This window comes from Prosthecobacter sp., from assembly GCF_046154365.1.
GTDB lineage: Bacteria > Verrucomicrobiota > Verrucomicrobiia > Verrucomicrobiales > Verrucomicrobiaceae > Prosthecobacter.
The window spans coordinates 37,439-54,164 of record NZ_JBJXFV010000225.1 but is presented as its reverse complement, the minus strand read 5'-3'; the positions used below and the strand labels follow the sequence as shown (position 1 = coordinate 54,164).

Below are 16,726 nucleotides of genomic sequence, written 5' to 3'. Positions count from 1 at the left end.
CGTCATCCAAATCCAAGCCGCCGCCGGCCTGCAATTTGCCCCCACGCAGCTCCGCGTGACACCAGGCAGCAAGGTCCGCCTCGTCTTCTCCAACCCCGACATCATGATGCACAACTGGGTGCTCCTCGCCCCCGGCAGCGTCGATGAGATCGGAGCCCTAGCCGACCAACTCGCCAGCCAAGCCGACGGCATGGCCAAAGGCTACCTCCCCACCTCCGACAAGATCCTCCAGGCCACCAAACTCCTCGGCCCCAACGCCAAAGAAGAACTCATCTTCGAAGCTCCAACGCAACCCGGCGACTACCCCTACATCTGCACCTTCCCCGGCCATTGGCGCATCATGAAAGGCATCCTCACCGTCGGCCACCGCCAACCTACCAAACCCAAACCCGCCCGCACCACATCGCCCGCCATCAAAGCCGTCACCATCCCCATTGGCGAAGGTGCCCTCTTCGAAACCGCCACCACGGCCACCGCCTTCACCAAGCTCGTCCCCCCAACCAAACCCAGCGGCAAAGTCACCACCAACCAAAAAACCAACAACGATCCCACCGCCACCCTCACCGACGGCAAGCTAGCCGAAAGCTTCGGCCCTATCTTCGCCAACGGCATCCAAGACGGAGCCTACAAAATGGACCTCGGCAAACCGCAGCCCATCACCGCCATCACCAGTTGGTCCTACAAACAGCACGGCCAACGCGGAGCCCAGCGCCTCACCCTCTACGCCAGCAACGCCACCGAAGACCCAGGATGGGATGTCACCGGCAAAGGCTTCACTAACCTCGGCACACTGAGCACCGAAGGCCAAACGTTGCAGCCCTACACCGCCCTCTCGCGCCGCAACGCTGATGGCAAGCCGCTAGGCACCTTCCGCTGGATCATCTGGCAAGTCTCGCCCGTGACGGAGCGGCAGGAGAACACGGCCTTTCAAGAGCTGTCCGTGGAATTCGGCAAGAACTGATCCCCATTGGAAACTCATCATGAAATACAGCGTCGTCCTCCTCGCCTCATTACTGCTCTCGCCACTCGCTGGACCAGCTTTGCAGGCCCAATCTAAACCCAACATCGTCTTCATCTATGCCGACGACTGGGGCTGGGGCGATCTCTCGTGCCATGGGCATTCGTTTTTGAAGACACCCAACCTCGATCGACTCGCCGCCGAGGGCACGGACTTTCAGCAGTTCAACGTGCTCAATCCTGTGTGCTCACCGAGCCGCACCGCAGCACTGACGGGTCGTTATCCAGCACGCTTCGGCATCAACAACGTCTTTGGTGGCGGTCTGGATGGCACGCCCGAGATGCCGGATTGGCTCGATGGAAAGGCTCCCACCACGCCACGTTATCTGAAGGCAGCAGGCTATCGCACGGCCCATTTCGGCAAGTGGCACTTGGGCAGCGATGGCCCCCAGATGGCCGACTACGGCATCGATGAGTCAGCAGTGTATAACGGACCAGGTCCCAAGGTCAGCCCCAGCGGCCCCGAGATCGTGGACCATGCCGTGAAGTTCATCGAAGCCCATAAAGGCAGTCCCTTCTACATGAACGTCTGGCTTCATGAGAGCCATCTGGCTCATTCGCCATCGGCGGAGTCCATGGAGAAATGGAAGCATCTGGATGAACAAAAGCAGGTCTATGCCGCCGTGATCACCGATGGCGACAACAAAGTCGGCATGATCCTGGATGCGTTGGAAAAAGCAGGCATCGCGCAAAACACCCTCGTCGCCTTTTCCTCCGACAACGGCCCAGAGAGCACCGGAGAAGCCAACAAGAAGGACAAGGGTGGCGAGGGCAAATACGGCAGCTACTACAGCGTCGGCGAAACCGGTGGTCTGCGTGGTCGCAAACGCAGCCTCTATGAAGGAGGCGTGCGAGTGCCCTTCATCGTGCGCTGGCCAGGACACACCAAGACTGGCTTCAAGAACGACACCACCGTCTTCACCGCCGTGGATCTTCTGCCGACCTTCTGTGCCGCCGCCGGAGTTACACTGCCTGATGACGCGAAAGGCGATGGCGAGAACCTCATCGGTGCCTTCAATGGCGAAACCACTCCACGCACACGTCCCATTTTTTGGCTGCACAAAGGCAAAGCCGCCGAGCCTGACTGGTGGCCGCGTCTGGCGGTGCGTGACGGCAACTTGAAGCTGCTCATGACCTACGGAGCCGAGCGTGTTGAGTTGCATGACCTCAGTTCAGATCGTGCGGAAGCGATGGATGTGTCCAAAGATCATCCTGAAGTCGTCGCCAAGCTCAGCAAGCTCCTGCTCGACTGGTATGCCACCTTGCCCACCGAAGCAGACCCCACTTGCCTGAGCAAACCGCGAGACTCCGTGCCGAAGCAGCGCGAAAAAAAGTCGAAAGGACCTGAGGTAAAGATGTCCACGAAAGATCGGAACATTCCCTTCAACCGCTGGGACACGAACAAGGACGAGTTCCTCTCTCTGGAAGAATACAAGGCCGGCTTATCCCAGGGCGATGACCTCGAATCGCGTTTCAAGTCATTCGACAAGGACCGTGACAGCAAAGTGAGCCGCAAGGAGTTTGTCACACCGTCAGGCGCCAGAGCTACGGAGACTTCAAATTGAGCGCATCAGAAAGTGAATGCTTTGACTAGAAAACTCATGAATCGCGCCCGCCTTGCTGTCTTCACCGTTGTTTGTGCCTGCGGCGGATTTTGCGCCAGCAGCGCATCCGCGATGACCGCATCGTTTGCCGTGACCGATAGCTGGCCCACCGGCTACAACGGCGGAATCACGATCACGAATGACGGCGCTGCTTCAGTGACGGGCGGATGGTCGCTGGAGTTTGATTTCACGGGGACGATCACCAACATCTGGAATGCCACCGTCACAAGCCATGTCGGTACGCATTACGTGGTGCAGAATGTGGGCTACAACGCGACCATCGCTGTGGGGGCGCAAGTGTTCGTGGGCTTCAGCGCCAATCCGGCGGATCAGTCACAGCCGCCGACGAACTACATTTTCAATGGCGTGGGCATCGGCGGAACGCTGGCGATCACCACAAGCGCACTGCCGGGCGGCAGCGTGGGCGCGGCTTATTCGCAAACGCTCGCGGCAACCGGTGGCACTGGGCCGTATGCGTGGTCGGTGAGTGGCGGCGCATTGCCAGGAAGCACCACGCTGAGCACCGCAGGTGTGCTCAGCGGCACACCAGTCAGCGCGGGCACGGCGAACTTCACCGTGAGGGTGACTGACAGCTCCGCATCTGCCAAAACAGCGACGAAGGCTCTGTCCATCGCCGTGACGACTCCGCCGACAATTTCGATCAACGACGTGTCCGTCACGCTCACCGGCTCCGCCAGCCTCACGGGTGTCTTATCGACCAACGGCAACCAAATCGTGGACTCGGCGGGCAATCCTGTGCGCATCACCGGTATCAATTGGTTCGGCTTTGAGACGAGCAACCGCATCATCCACGGTCTGTGGGCACGCGGCTACAAATCAGCGCTCGATCAAATCAAGACGCTCGGCTTCAACACACTGCGCATCCCGTATTCCAACGCCATGCTGCGTGCCGGTGCCGCGACGAGTAGCATCAACTTCGCGCTCAATCCCGATTTGCAGGGACTCACACCGCTGCAATGCCTCGACAAGGTCATCGACTACTGCGGGCAGATCGGCCTGCGCATCTTCCTCGACCGGCACTCTGCTAACGCGGACGGCTACCTCAATGAAAACGTCTGGTTCATCAGCGGTGATGCCTACTACACCGAGCAGCGCTGGATCGACGACTGGGTGATGCTCGCCACACGCTACGCAGGCAACCCAACCGTCATCGGAGCCGATCTTTTCAACGAACCCAAACGCAGCGCCACCTGGGGTAATAGCGCAACGCTCACCGACTGGAACAAAGCCGCCGAACGCTGTGGCAATGCCATTCAAGCCGTCAATCCGAGCTGGCTCATCATTGTCGAAGGCGTGGAGCAGGCTGGCGGCCAATCCTACTGGTGGGGCGGCAACTTGATGGGCGTGGCGACGCTGCCCGTGACGCTGAACGTGCCCAACAAGCTCGTCTATTCCATCCACGACTATCCCGCGAGCGTTTCGGCGCAGAGTTGGTTCAGCGCAGGCAATTACCCACAAAATCTCGGCGGCGTGTGGGACAGCTACTGGGGCTATGTCTTCAAAAACAACACCGCACCGATCATCGTCGGCGAATTCGGCAGCAAGCTGCTCACCACCTCCGACCAGCAGTGGATGGACAAACTCACCGACTACATGGACGGCGATTTCGACCTCAATGGCAGCAACGATCTCGCCGCAGGCAAACACGGCATCAGTTGGACCATGTGGTGCTTCAATCCCAACAGCGGCGACACCGGCGGCATCGTCGGCGACGATTGGACGACCGTGAATCAAACCAAACTCGCCTACATCCAGTCCAGCATGGCCCCGCTGCTCAGTGGCACCGCCACCACGCAGACCGCCAGCTTCACCGTGACCCTTTCAGCGGTCGCCGCACAAGCTGTGAGTGTCGCGTGGACGACGACGAATTCCTCCGCACTCGCCGGCACCCACTTCACCGCCGCCAGCGGCACACTGACCTTCGCCGCAGGTGAGACCAGCAAGACCATCACTCTCACGCTGCTGCCGAATGCCAGTGCCAGCGACATCAGAGCCTTCACCGTGCAGCTCAGCACTCCCGCCAACGCCACAATCGCCGACAGCACCGGCCTCGCCGCCATCCTGCCTGCCACCGCGTGGCACCATTGGCTGTCGTCTCACTTTTACACCAGCGAACTTGCCAACCCCGCGCTCACCAGCCCCATCGCTGACCCCGATCGTGACGGCACCCCGAATCTGCTCGAATACGCCACCGCCTTGAATCCCGCCGTGACCGACATGGCCGTCACCACCGCCACGAAAACCCTCAGCGGCCTCGAATTCATCTACACGCGAAACAAAACCGCCACCGACATCACCTGCATCGTCGAATGGAGTGACGACCTCAGCACCTGGAGCACCGCTGGCGTCACCAGCAGTGTTTTGACCGAAGGCGCAACGACCCAGCACATCAAGGCAACCATGCCAGCCGGAGCCAACGGCCGCCGCTTTGCACGCCTGCGTGCTGAACCGTGAGAAGTTTCCGGGAATGAAGGCGGCTGGAGCAAATTGGCTATTGCCAAGCGATGGGCCGCTCCCTATAACCGGCCTTTCTTATGCAACCATGGTATTACTCACATGACGGGCAGCAGCAGGGACCGGTTTCCTTTGAGGAAATCCGCCAACTGCAAGCCGCAGGCACTCTCACCACGCTCAGCCTCGTCTGGAATGCCGGACTCACCGAATGGACGCCCTTGGGCGCGATCTCGCCGGATGACCTGACCGCCGCTGCGGCGACACCTGCCGCAGCGCCCGCCGCAGTGGCCGCCTACACCGCACCCGCGCAAGAGCGTGCGCACCCCTTCGAGTTTCACGGCAAGGCCGGCGAGTTTTTCCGCATCTGGATCGTCAATGTCGTGCTCACCGTGCTGACGCTCGGCATCTACGCCGCGTGGGCCAAAGTGCGCACCCGCCGCTACTTTTATGGCAACACATTGCTGGATGGGAAGCCCTTCGACTTCACCGGCAACCCCATCTCCATCCTCAAGGGCAATCTGCTCTTTGGTGGCCTGTTCGTGATCTACACGGTGGCCGGCTCGGTGTTCCCACCGCTGGCCATCCTCGTCATGCTGGTGATCTTGGTGCTCTCCCCCTGGCTGATTCAGAAGGCGCTGCGCTTCCGAGCGCACAACACCGTGCATCGCAACGTGCGCCTCAACTTCCGTGGCACCACGGGCGAGGCCTATGGCGTGTTTCTCGGCCTCGCGCTGCTCCTTCCCTTCACGCTGGGCCTCATCATGCCTTACCTGCAGTTTCGCCAAAAGAAATACTTCCTCGGTAATCTGGGCTGGGGCAACGCCAACGCCGACATGCAAGGCCGCGCCGGTTTCTTCTACAAGACCTTCTTCAAGTCCTTTGGCCTGATCTTCATCCTCGCCATCCTGGCCAGTCTCGCGGTTCCAGCCTTCAGTATGATGCAAAAACAGGCCAAGCAGGCCAAGGAAACCTCGGCGGTCCAGACGGAGCCTGTCCCTCCCGTAGTGGCCCCGGCTCCCGCAGCCACAGAGCAAGACCTGACCATCCCGACCGATGCCCCGAAGCGCCGTGATTCCAGGCCCAGCCAGCTCCCCGCAGGTTTCGAGATCATCATCATCGCTGCTGTGAGTGCCTTTTACCTCCTGTTCTTCCTCCTGTTCCTCTACTACCAAGTCCGCACGAACAACTACGCCATCAACACCACGCAATGGGGCCAACTCGGTCGTCTGGAGTCCAAGGTGCGCGTGCGTGATCTCATCTGGCTCTTCATCACCAATGGCATCGCCGTGCTGCTGTCACTGGGGCTGTTGATCCCGTGGGTGAAGGTCCGCATGGCACGCTACCATGCCGCTCGCACCACCTTCATCGCCTGCGGCAGTCTGGATGCCGTCGCCCAGTCGTCGGGCGGCAATGTCTCCGCCATGGGCGATGCCGGTGCGGACATCTTTGACTTCGACATCGGCTTCTGATCCCCACCCGCCCGCGTGACACTCTCCGGCACCTATTACGCAGCCTCGTCCTCGCACGCGATCGAGGTCAGCGTGCGGCTGGAGGCTGATGGCACGCTCCACATCGAGTCGCCGGAGTTCAACCGGGTGGAACAAGTGCGCGCCTGTACGCTCTCCGACCCCTTGGGGCGCATGGCCCGCCATTTCACCCTGCCCGATGGCGCACGGCTGGAGATCACCGATGTCACCGCCCTGGCCAAGTGGGAGCACAGTCGCGGTCACCGCACCGGCATGCATTTCGTGCATGGCCTGGAGTCACGCTGGCGCTGGGTCGGTGCCGCCGTGCTGTTCCTGCTGGCCTTCATGGCCGTCGGTTACATCTGGGGGCTGCCCTTCGCCGCTAAGCGCATCGCCATGCGTCTGCCACCCAAGATCGGTGCCGTCGCCACCGATCAGGCCCGCACCATTTTCACCCGCTTGTTCGACTTTGAATCCAGCAAGCTCTCCACCGAGCGCCGCCAGAAAATCGAGCAGCAGTTTCAAACCATGGCAGCCGTGATGGACCCAGGGAATCAGCGGAACTATCGCCTGGAATTCTTCGCCGCCCCCTTCCCCAACGCCTTTGCCTTGCCTGATGGACTGGTCTGCATCACCGACGAACTGATTGAAGAAGCCAAAGACGACAAAGAGGTCTATGGCGTCCTCGCCCACGAGATCGTGCATGTGCGTGAGCAGCACGGCCTGCGCAGTGTGCTGCAAAACTCCGCCGTCTTCCTCATCTGGACCCTCATGACCGGCGACATCTCCACCGTCGCCGGCATGGGCTCCGCCCTGCCCGCCATGCTCGCCGAAAGCGGCTACTCACGCGGCTTCGAGCAGGAGGCCGACCTCGGCGCCGCCGAGTACATGATCAAGGTTGGTTGGGGCACCAAGCCGCTGGCCGACATCCTCCAGCGCATCGACCCCGAGCACTCCCATCTCGGCGATGCCGGCGAGGCCCTCTCCTCCCACCCGCTCACCGAAAAACGCGTGCAGGTGCTGGCGGACTACGAAAAGACGCACCCGGCTCCCGTTCCCGCTCCCACTCCATGAAGCGCTTTGCATTTCTCCTCTTCGCTCTTTGCCCTTCACTCTTCGCCGCCGCCAAACCCAACGTCCTGCTCATCTGTGTTGATGACTTGAAACCGCTGCTCGGCTGCTACGGCGACAAGGTCGTGAAATCGCCGAACATCGACCGCCTCGCCGCACGGGGCGTGCTGTTTGAGAAGGCGTTTTGCAATCAGGCTGTTTGTTCGCCGTCGCGAAATGCGCTGCTCACCGGCTTGCGACCGCAGACACTGGGGATTTACGATCTACCGACGAATTTCCGCAAAAGCGCCCCGGATGCCGTGACGTTGCCGCAGCACTTCAAAGCAAATGGTTATCGTGCCGAGGGCCTCGGCAAAATCTTCCACGTCGGCCATGGCAACGTGAACGACGAGGCCTCGTGGAGCGTGCCGCATTTCAGCCCGAAGACGATCAGCTACGCGCTCAAAGAGAACAACCCGCCGACCTCGACGCGCGAGCAGGCCTTGTTTGAAAACAAAACCGAAGCCTGGAAGCTGCCACGCGGCGCGCCTGCGGAGTCCGCCGACGTTCCTGACAACGCGTATGGTGATGGCGCGATTGCCGACGAAGCGATCAAACGTCTCGCCGCCGCGAAACAACAGCCCGACGCGCCATTCTTCCTGGCCGTGGGCTTTTTGAAGCCGCATCTGCCCTTCGTCGCACCGAAGAAATACTGGGACCTCTACGATCCCGCGTCCTTCAAGCTGCCAGAGCTAAAACAAGCGCCCGAAGGTGCGCCTGAATTCGCCCCGACGACCTGGGGCGAGCTGCGCCAATACAAGGACATGCCGGAATCCGGCCCGCTCACCGATGAGCAGACCCGCCACCTCATCCACGGCTACCACGCCGCCACCAGCTACATGGACGCACAGCTCGGCAAGGTGCTCGATGCGCTCGACGCGAACGGCCTCGCTGAAAACACGATCATCGTCCTCTGGGGCGACCACGGCTGGCATCTCGGCGACCACGGCATGTGGTGCAAGCACACGAACTACGAGCAGGCCGCGCGCATCCCGCTCATCGTCGCTGCACCCGGCATCGCGGGAGGCCAGCGCACGCAGGCGCTCGTCGAATCCTGCGACATCTACCCCACGCTCGCCGAACTCACGAACCTGCCCGCTCCGCCGCAGGGCGATGGCCGCAGCTTCGCCAGCGTGCTGAAAAATCCAGCCACCACAGTCCGTGATCACGCCATCCACGTCTATCCGCGCACCGGATTGATCGGCCGCGCCGTGCGCACGCAGCGTCATCGCCTCGTGGAATGGAAAAAGCCCGGCGAGGCACCTGAAACCGCGATTCTCGAACTCTACGATTACGAAGCCGATCCTGCCGAAACCAAGAACCTCGCCGCCTCACAACCCGAAGTTGTTGCCAGCTTGCGCAAGCTCCTCTCACAACATCCCGAAGCGAAACCGCAGATCGCCAACAAGCCCGACCCGAAACAAGCCGAGGCCATGAAGCCCGTTCAAGATCGCGGGGCGATGTTCGACCAGCGCGACAAGAACCAAGACGGTCAGCTCACCAAGGAGGAATTCCTCCTCAACCAACCTGACCCCGATGAAGCGCCGAAACGCTTTCCCAAATTCGATGCCGACGGCAACGGCACGCTGAGTCGCGAGGAGTTCGTGAAGAGTGGCAAGAAGTGAGGGTGGCAACTCCCGTAGCTTCGATTGGCAATCGAAGCCTCCGGGACGCGCTGATTCGACTGCCAGTCGAATCTACCAGGCCGCCGCGCCGCGAAATGCCTTGCCACGGCTGTGCGATTCTGGCGAAATACCGCCCATGGGCACCTCACGCATCCTTCCTCGCGTCATCATCATTTTCGTCTGTGCCGTTTTGGCGGCCAGTGTCGGCGTTTGTGTTCAAGCCCGGCGCATCACCGGCCGACCGCAAGAGTTTCGTTCCATGGCAAAAGTGGTGGCTGGTGGCGGGAACATAACAGAGGACATCCATATGCGCTGGCGCGAGTCCCAGATGGATTTTTATGGCACGATCATCGAGACGCTCGAATCCGCCGAAATGAAACGTCGTGCGTTGGAACGCGTGAGAGCATTGCATCCTGAACTCAAAGACGCCGATGTGGGAATCCGGGTCGCCCAAACCAAGGGCAGCGCCATTTTCAACATCCTCGCCACCGGCACCGAACCCAAATACACCAAGGTCTTCCTTGACGCCTTGCTTGATGAGTTCACTGCCTTCCGGCAAAGCGTTCGTGAACAGTCCCAGGGCAGGGGGCTCCAACAGTTTCTTCAGGAAGTCGTCAAAAAGCAAAAGGTCATGGAGGAGGCGTTTGCGACCTTGGAAAAAGCCCGGTCCAAAGCAGAGTCTTTGGGTGCCAAGGCAGAGCATGAGCGGCTTGTCGCCCGCCTAGCCAGACTGCGAGATCAGCGGGACGACCTGCGTCTCGAACTCAGGCCCATGGCGGCAACTGATACTGCTCGAACGCCTCTGGAAGCGAAGCTCGCTACCATCGAACAAGAAATCCAAACCATCGAAGCCGAGTTGCCGCGCTACGAGACGGCGGCGGCGGAATATCGAGCGGCCAGTGAGAGATATGCCTCGGCAAAAGCCGCCTACGAGAAAATGTTCGAAAAGTTAGAGCAGTTTCAGTCTGTCTTTAACTCGAACTCGGACTACGTCGCCATCCAGGAACGTGCGACGGTCGCGAGCGAGACCGTCGAAGACTGGAAGCTGCCCATTGCCATCGGTGCTCTCGGCGGCGGTTTCCTTGGTGCTGTTCTCGGCCTGCTGCTGAGTTTGATCATCGTGCGTTCGCCTGCCCCGGTTTCCTGACCCACATCGCCTCCCTCAATCCACCCATCGAGTAAATCAATTCGTCACTCACCTTCGCCTCGCGCAAACTCGCCCCACTCCTTCCTCTCCCATGAACACCTCCCACCAGCGCTGGCTCCTCGAACAACTCCCGCAGTGGGAACGTGATGGACTCCTCACCGCCGACGCGGCACGCACCTTGCGCGAGCGCAATGCCATCGATGCCTCGCAGCCAGGACTGGCGCAGATCGTGATGGGATCGCTCGGCGCACTGCTCATCGGCACCGGCTTGATCGCGGTGATCGGCTACAACTGGGATGACTTCTCGCGCCCCGTACGGCTGCTGTTCGCGTTCCTGCCACTGCTGGCGACGCAGCTCATCAGCTTCCGCGTGCTGCAACGTGGCGATGCCTCCGCAGCCTGGGTGCGTGAAACCGCCGCGTTGTTGCAAGCACTCGCCACCGGTGCATGCATCGCCCTTGTCTCACAGATCTACAATCTCGGCGGCGAATGGCCGGATTTCCTGTTCTGGTGGATGCTGCTGAGCCTACCGCTCGTCTGGGTACTGCGCTCGCATGCCGTGGCGATCTTTTATCTCATCGCCATCGCGGTGTGGAGCATCAACCAAGTGGAGCATGGCAAGCCGTGGCATGACAGCCCGCTGATTTATCCGCTGCTGCTGCTCGGTCTGCTGCCCTGGTGGCCGGGATGGCCGCGCAAGGCGCCCTTGTCAGCCACCGTGCGCTGGTTCATGACGATCAGCGCCATCATGGGACTGGCAAGCGCGGCGGTGTTCGTGACCGAACGAACGGGAACTTATCTCCGCTTTGATTTCGAGGCCGTCCTTTGGTTGTGGACGCTTACCGCCGCCGTTCTGGCCCTGTTTCCACTCAATCAAGCCGGCATCACCGAATCCACAGGGCGCAAGCCGCAGGTGGTGCTCGGCTCGCTCTGGCTGCTGGGGTATGGTGTGGCCGCCACGTTCCGCGACATGAGCGATGACATCCTGGAAGGCATGACCCATGCCATGAAGCTGCCGTGGTGCTGGGGCTTGCTGGCCGCGCTGGCGGTGTTCGTGCTGCTGGCCGTGCGGCGTCGCCGCTGGGCCGTGCTCTCAATTGCCTCCGTGGCGCTGCTGCCGCTCATCGCGTTCCCGTTCGTGCAAGGCAAGGACCTTCATTACAGCACGCTGCTGTCCTGGGTCTTCACGCTGCATCTTTCCATCATCGGCATCACGCTCATCGTGCTCGACTTCACTGGCAGGCTCGGCGCACCGCGTCTCGGCGCGTCATTGCTCTCCGTGCTCATCATCGCCCGCATGGCGGACAGCCATTTCTCGCTGCTCGCCAAAGGACTCGCCTTCATCGCCGTCGGCGTGGCCTTCCTGGCCTTCAACATCGTCATGAGCCGCATTCATCGCCGCCCAACCCTCGCCCAACCATGAAAACGCTTCCCTTCATCATCTTCGCCCTCGCCGCGCTCGCGCAGTGGGCCGCGCCTTTGTCTCAAATCTGGACGCACGAGCAGACGCTCGCCAAAGGCACGCTCATCAAGCTCAAATGCACCGCCCCGGACCCCTACGACCCGCTGCGCGGTCGTTTTCTCGCCGTGCGGCCGGAACAACGCGACGCCAGCTTGCCTGAAGGGATGAAGGTGGAGCGAGGCCTGCATGTGTTTGCGACGCTCACCACCGGTGCCGATGGCCTGGCAACGATCACCAGCCTGTCTCTCACACCTCCGGCCACAGGCGACTACATCCGCGTGAAGGCTGGCTACAGCTACGACAACAAGACGACCAGCATCGACTGGCCCTTCGAGCGCTTCTACATCAACGAAAAACTCGCCCCCGAGGCCGACAAATGGTTCGCCGAGAACATCCGCAGCGCCAAAGGCATCATTGCCGAAGTGCGCGTGCTCAACGGCCGCGCCGTGCTGGCTGATCTCAGCCTCGACGGCAAACCGTTCCGCGAGATCCTCAAGGAACGCGTGAAGTGAGAAAGAGGAACAGCCGTTCCACGTCGTGAAGAACGTCTGCAAGCATCGCTAGGTGCGCTATCGCGGGATCAAGAAGATCATGGCGCACCCTGCGGTGCTCTTTGCTCGGGCGAATCCGGCCATCGCCAAGAAGTGTCTGCTGAGCGCGGCTTGAGGCGCATTTGGTAAACCACGCTTTAATTAGCGTCTCCTTAAAGTTTGGCGGCGATCGAACCGGACGTCTCGCCTGTCCCATCCGTATTCCCAAAGGAGGAGGGAACTCACCGACTTCTGTGCTCTGACAGATTTTATCGAATTGCTTTTTTCTCCGGCGCGGCCCATCATTTAAAAAAACCAAAAAAAACGTTCCTGCACCTCATCAACGCCACCTCAATGAAACTCGCCCGTTCCCTGTTCTTTCTCCCGGTCCTTGCCGCCCTGTCCATGTCCTCCTGCACCCACACTACTGGTCATGTGGTTCGCAACGGCTACAACCTTACCACCTACGGTTCCGACAGCTATGGCGGCCACGGCGGCGGTTACGGCGCTGGTTACGCCATTTGGCCCATGCCCACGGACAATTACGCCATGTACGGCACGTTTGATGATCCGTACGAGTGGGGCGACAGTGGCTACTATCGCGCCACTAAAGCGGTAACGACGCAAAGTTATCAGCCAGCCGCGACTGCTAGGCAGCAGACCTCCTGGAAATGACGAGGAGGGGCCGTGAAGGCCCCTTGCTTGATCACACCCACCGATTTGCCAAGGTCAATTCGCGGTCGTCCAGAAACGCACCGCACCGGCTGCATCGCCGGCAAACAGCCCTTTGCCATCAAAGGTGATGCTGGTTTGCAGCGGTAAGGCGGTCTCTGAGGCAAAAGATTTCAGGGCGCGGCCATCGGCGGCCCACAGGCGGACCTGTTTGTCACGACCAGCGCTGAGGAGTTCGCCCTGCGGCCCGAAGGCGAGGGCGAGCACACCGTTTGGCAGCTTGCCGTAGTAACCGGCGGGTCGGACGGGTGGATGCGCGTTGGTGTTGGTGATGGCGGGCCAGCCGTCGGTGGTGTCCCACCAGATGAGCAGGCCGTCTTCGCCGCCGCTGGCGAGCATGTGGCTGTCGCTGCGCCAGGCGAGGGCGCGCACGGCGGCTTTGTGTTCAGCCAGCGTGAGCAGGATGCCGCCGCTGGTGCCGTCCCAGAGATGAATGCCACCGGCGCGGTCGGCGCTGGCGAGCGATTTGCCATCGGGGCTGAACGCGAGCGCGGTGATCCAGTCGGTGTGCTTGGTGAGCTTGTGGCGCAGCTTGCCATCGTCGGTGCCATAGACTTTGACGATCTTGCCGGAGCCGCCGAGCGCGATGAGTTTTTGATCGGGGCTGAGGTCTGCGGAGATCACGGCGTCGGTTTCATCGCCGACGCTGGTGAGGCGTTTGCCGCTTTTCACCTCGAAGAGCACGACGCTGCCGGACTGCACGGGCTTGCCGCCGGCCACCATGAGCACACGGCCATCGCGACTGAAGCGGATGACGTTCGGCTGGCCTTCGGGGAATGGCAGTGCGCCGATTTCCTGCTGCGTCGTGGCATCGAGCAAGCGCACATGCTCATGACCGGCGACGGCGATCAACGGCGCGCGCGGACTCGCGGCCATGGCGATCACGGGCAACGGGCGCTTCAACTGCGGCGGTGTGAAGGCGGGCAACGATTCCGGCATCGGCGGCGGACCGTCGAAGTTGAGTGCGGTGGCGGCTTTGAAGCTGGTATCGCGAGCGGCGACGAGGGATTTGCTCGCGGAAGATTCGCGCAGGCCGCCTTGAATCCACTGGCGGATGAGTTCGATCTGCGGTGCGGGGATCGCGGCTTTTTTGGGCGGCATGCGCTCGGCGTCGTCTTCGGCGGTGATGGCTTTGAACAACAAACTCGTGCTCGCACGGCCCGCGACGACGGCTTTGTCACCGCTGCCGCCTTTGAGCACGGCGGTGAAGTTGGCGAGGTTCAGATCGGCCTTCTGTTCGTCTTCGCCATGACATTTGAGGCAATGCTCACGGAAGATGGGCTTGATGTGCTCGTCGTAGGTGATGACGGCATCGGCGGCTGATGCGGTGGTGATCAGCAGTGGCAGGAGGAGTAGGGGGCGCATGATCAATGATTGAAAAGGAACTCCGTCGAGTTGAGCAGGCTCCAGAAAATGTCTTCGTAGGCCTTGCGGTCGCGGGTGTTGCTGCCGACCAGCTCCAGCAGCGCCTTCAACTCAGCCGCGTCCGGCTGGCGTGACAGGGCGCGGATGTAGAGGTTTTCGATGATCCTTTCAGGCGGTGTGATCGCGGCGAGGAGTTTGGGCACGACTCCACCAGCGCCGATCTGGCCGGAGATGGTGTCGCCGGCGATGAAGTGGAGCGTTTGTGACAGCGTCGGCTCCATCTTGGTGTCGCAGGCGCAGACGGTGGCGCGGGGTGAGCGGCCAAAGGTCTCCAGGAAGGGATCACCGACGAAGGGACGGACGGTGTCGCCGGGCGTGCGTGGATAAAATTGGACGGCTTTGATGCCTTTGGCGAAGTAGCCGAAACTGCGCTCGCCGCTGGTGGCTTTGACGATGGCATCGAGCAGCACATCGGCACGCATGCGGCGCAATTGCGAGCGTGAGAACTGGCGGTCGTCGCTGGCGTTGGTGGTGTTCGGCCGGGCGGTGAGCTGGTAGATGCGCGAGGTGCAGATGTCGCGGACGAGGGCGCGGAGGTTGAAGCCGTTGCTGGCGAGTCGGGCGGCGAGGGCATCGAGCAGCGCCTTGTTCGATGGCGGGTTGCTGATGCGCATGTCATCGAGCGGTTCGACAAGACCGCGACCCATGAAGTGCGCCCAGATGCGGTTGGCGAGGTTGTGGGTGAAAAGATCGTTCTTCGGCGAGGTGAGCCAGGCGGCGAGAGCTTTGCGCGGATCGGTGCCTTTGGGCACGGGCGCTTCGCCGCCGAGCACGGTGGCGGACATGGGGCGGTCATCGACGACATGCTTGGCCGGAGCGGCGGAGAGGTTGTTGTAGATGTAGAACTCGCGCGGTTCCACGCCGAGCTTGCGCTGGATGCCGGTGAAGAAGCTGACCCAGCCGTAGTAGTCGTCCTGCGTCCAGCGGTCGAAGGGATGGTTGTGACACTCAGCGCACTGGATGCGCACGCCGGTGAAGAGCTGCGAGAAGTCGGCGGCGAAGTTCTTCGGCGTGAAGCGCACGTCATGCACGAGCATGGTGTAAAGATTGGCGGGGCCGTTGGTGAGGTTGCTGCCAGTGCCAGTGACCTGCTCGGCGATGAATTCATTGAGCGGGCGGTTCTTTGCCATCTGGTCATGGATCCAGTCGAAGTAAGCCTCGGCGGCCTTCGTGTCCGTCGCGGTGGGCGTGTAGCCGCCGCCTTTGACGCGCAACATTTCGGCCCACAGATTCGTCCACAAGTCGGTGAAGCCTTCGCTGGCGATGAGGCGGTCGATCAAGGCCGTGCGCTTGTCCTTCGCGGTGTCCGCCATGAACGCGCGATATTCATCGACGCTCGGCAATGTGCCGGCGAGGTCGATGGTGGCGCGGCGCAGGAAGGTTTCGTCATCGCACAGCTCCGAAGGCAGCAGACGCAGCTTTTGCAGGCGGTCATAGACGACAGTGTCGAGGTCGTTATGCGCGGGGGGACTCGTCCATTGATAACTTTTGTCCGCAGGCAGCACGATGACTTCGGAGCCGATGGTGAAACGGTTGAAGCGGGCGAAGACAAACGTGTCGCCGCGACCACCAGCCGTGACGAGGCCGGTCTTGCTGATCTTGGCGGTGCTGGGGTTGTTGGTGACGAAGAGGGCGAGGTCGGTGACATCGCGCTTCGAGCCGTCGGAGTAACGCGCGGTGACCTGGATCTGCTGCGTGCCTTTGCCACCATCGAAGACCATGCGATCGGGCGACAAGGTGATCTCCACGGGCGAAGGAACGGATTCGGCATCATCAGGCGCTCCGGCGGCGATCCAGGCGAGCAGTGTCTTATAATAAGGCGTGTCCGGCGTGAAGCGCTCGCCGCCGGTGTGCGGCACTTTGCCGGTGGCTTTGAGCAGCATCAGGCTTTGCTCCGGTGCGGCGAGGTTGGTGCGGCGGCCGACCATGTCCTGCGTGATGCGGTAGTAGTCGCCCTTCGCGTCGTAGCCGAACAGCGAGAGCATGAAGCCGTCCTTCCCGCGTGCGGAGCCGTGGCAGGTGCCGGCGTTGCAGCCGGCGCGGAAGAGAATGGGCATCACGTCACGACGAAAGCTCGGAGCATCAGCGTGGAGAATGGAAGGGAGCAGGAGGGCGAGGAGGAAGGGTTTCATT

12 protein-coding genes are annotated in these 16,726 nt (G+C 61.4%); 10 read left to right on the top strand and 2 right to left on the bottom strand.

Annotated features, from left to right (window positions below):
* The 10 genes from ACKVY0_RS28890 to ACKVY0_RS28845 all read left to right on the top strand — a co-directional run.
* A partial coding sequence (locus ACKVY0_RS28890; RefSeq protein ID WP_409218353.1) for a plastocyanin/azurin family copper-binding protein occupies positions 1–961 on the top strand: 961 nt, incomplete at its 5' end.
* 19 nt (positions 962–980) lie between these two features.
* A complete protein-coding gene (locus ACKVY0_RS28885) occupies positions 981–2,582 on the top strand; it encodes a sulfatase-like hydrolase/transferase (RefSeq protein WP_409218352.1) in 1,602 nt (533 codons plus the stop codon).
* 36 nt (positions 2,583–2,618) lie between these two features.
* A complete protein-coding gene (locus ACKVY0_RS28880) occupies positions 2,619–5,096 on the top strand; it encodes a cellulase family glycosylhydrolase (protein WP_409218351.1) in 2,478 nt (825 codons plus the stop codon).
* An 80-nt stretch (positions 5,097–5,176) separates the two neighbouring features.
* A complete protein-coding gene (locus ACKVY0_RS28875) occupies positions 5,177–6,565 on the top strand; it encodes a DUF898 family protein (RefSeq protein ID WP_409218350.1) in 1,389 nt (462 codons plus the stop codon).
* A 15-nt stretch (positions 6,566–6,580) separates the two neighbouring features.
* Positions 6,581–7,636 carry a M48 family metallopeptidase gene (locus tag ACKVY0_RS28870; RefSeq protein ID WP_409218349.1) on the top strand — a complete coding sequence of 352 codons (1,056 nt, stop codon included), beginning with the start codon at positions 6,581–6,583 and terminating at the stop codon, positions 7,634–7,636.
* Positions 7,633–9,297 carry a sulfatase-like hydrolase/transferase gene (locus ACKVY0_RS28865; RefSeq protein ID WP_409218348.1) on the top strand — a complete coding sequence of 555 codons (1,665 nt, stop codon included), beginning with the start codon at positions 7,633–7,635 and terminating at the stop codon, positions 9,295–9,297. Before ACKVY0_RS28870 ends, ACKVY0_RS28865 begins: the two co-directional genes overlap by 4 nt.
* A 190-nt stretch (positions 9,298–9,487) precedes the next feature.
* On the top strand, positions 9,488–10,444 hold the full coding sequence (locus ACKVY0_RS28860; protein ID WP_409218347.1) for a hypothetical protein: 957 nt from the start codon (positions 9,488–9,490) through the stop codon (positions 10,442–10,444).
* Positions 10,445–10,535: 91 nt separating this feature from the next.
* The gene (locus ACKVY0_RS28855; protein ID WP_409218346.1) at positions 10,536–11,867 is read left to right on the top strand and encodes a DUF2157 domain-containing protein; all 1,332 of its coding nucleotides are present in this window, start codon (positions 10,536–10,538) and stop codon (positions 11,865–11,867) included.
* A complete protein-coding gene (locus ACKVY0_RS28850) occupies positions 11,864–12,418 on the top strand; it encodes a GDYXXLXY domain-containing protein (protein WP_409218345.1) in 555 nt (184 codons plus the stop codon). The genes ACKVY0_RS28855 and ACKVY0_RS28850 overlap by 4 nt, the downstream gene beginning before the upstream one ends.
* 423 nt (positions 12,419–12,841) lie before the next feature.
* Complete coding sequence (locus ACKVY0_RS28845; protein ID WP_409218344.1) at positions 12,842–13,111, top strand: hypothetical protein; 270 nt, start codon at positions 12,842–12,844, stop codon at positions 13,109–13,111.
* Between the two features lie 54 nt (positions 13,112–13,165).
* Here ACKVY0_RS28845 and ACKVY0_RS28840 read toward each other — a convergent pair whose 3' ends face one another.
* On the bottom strand, positions 13,166–14,533 hold the full coding sequence (locus ACKVY0_RS28840; protein WP_409218343.1) for a c-type cytochrome domain-containing protein: 1,368 nt from the start codon (positions 14,531–14,533) through the stop codon (positions 13,166–13,168).
* A 2-nt stretch (positions 14,534–14,535) separates the two neighbouring features.
* Positions 14,536–16,725 carry a DUF1549 domain-containing protein gene (locus tag ACKVY0_RS28835; protein ID WP_409218342.1) on the bottom strand — a complete coding sequence of 730 codons (2,190 nt, stop codon included), beginning with the start codon at positions 16,723–16,725 and terminating at the stop codon, positions 14,536–14,538.
* Position 16,726 lies beyond the last annotated feature (1 nt).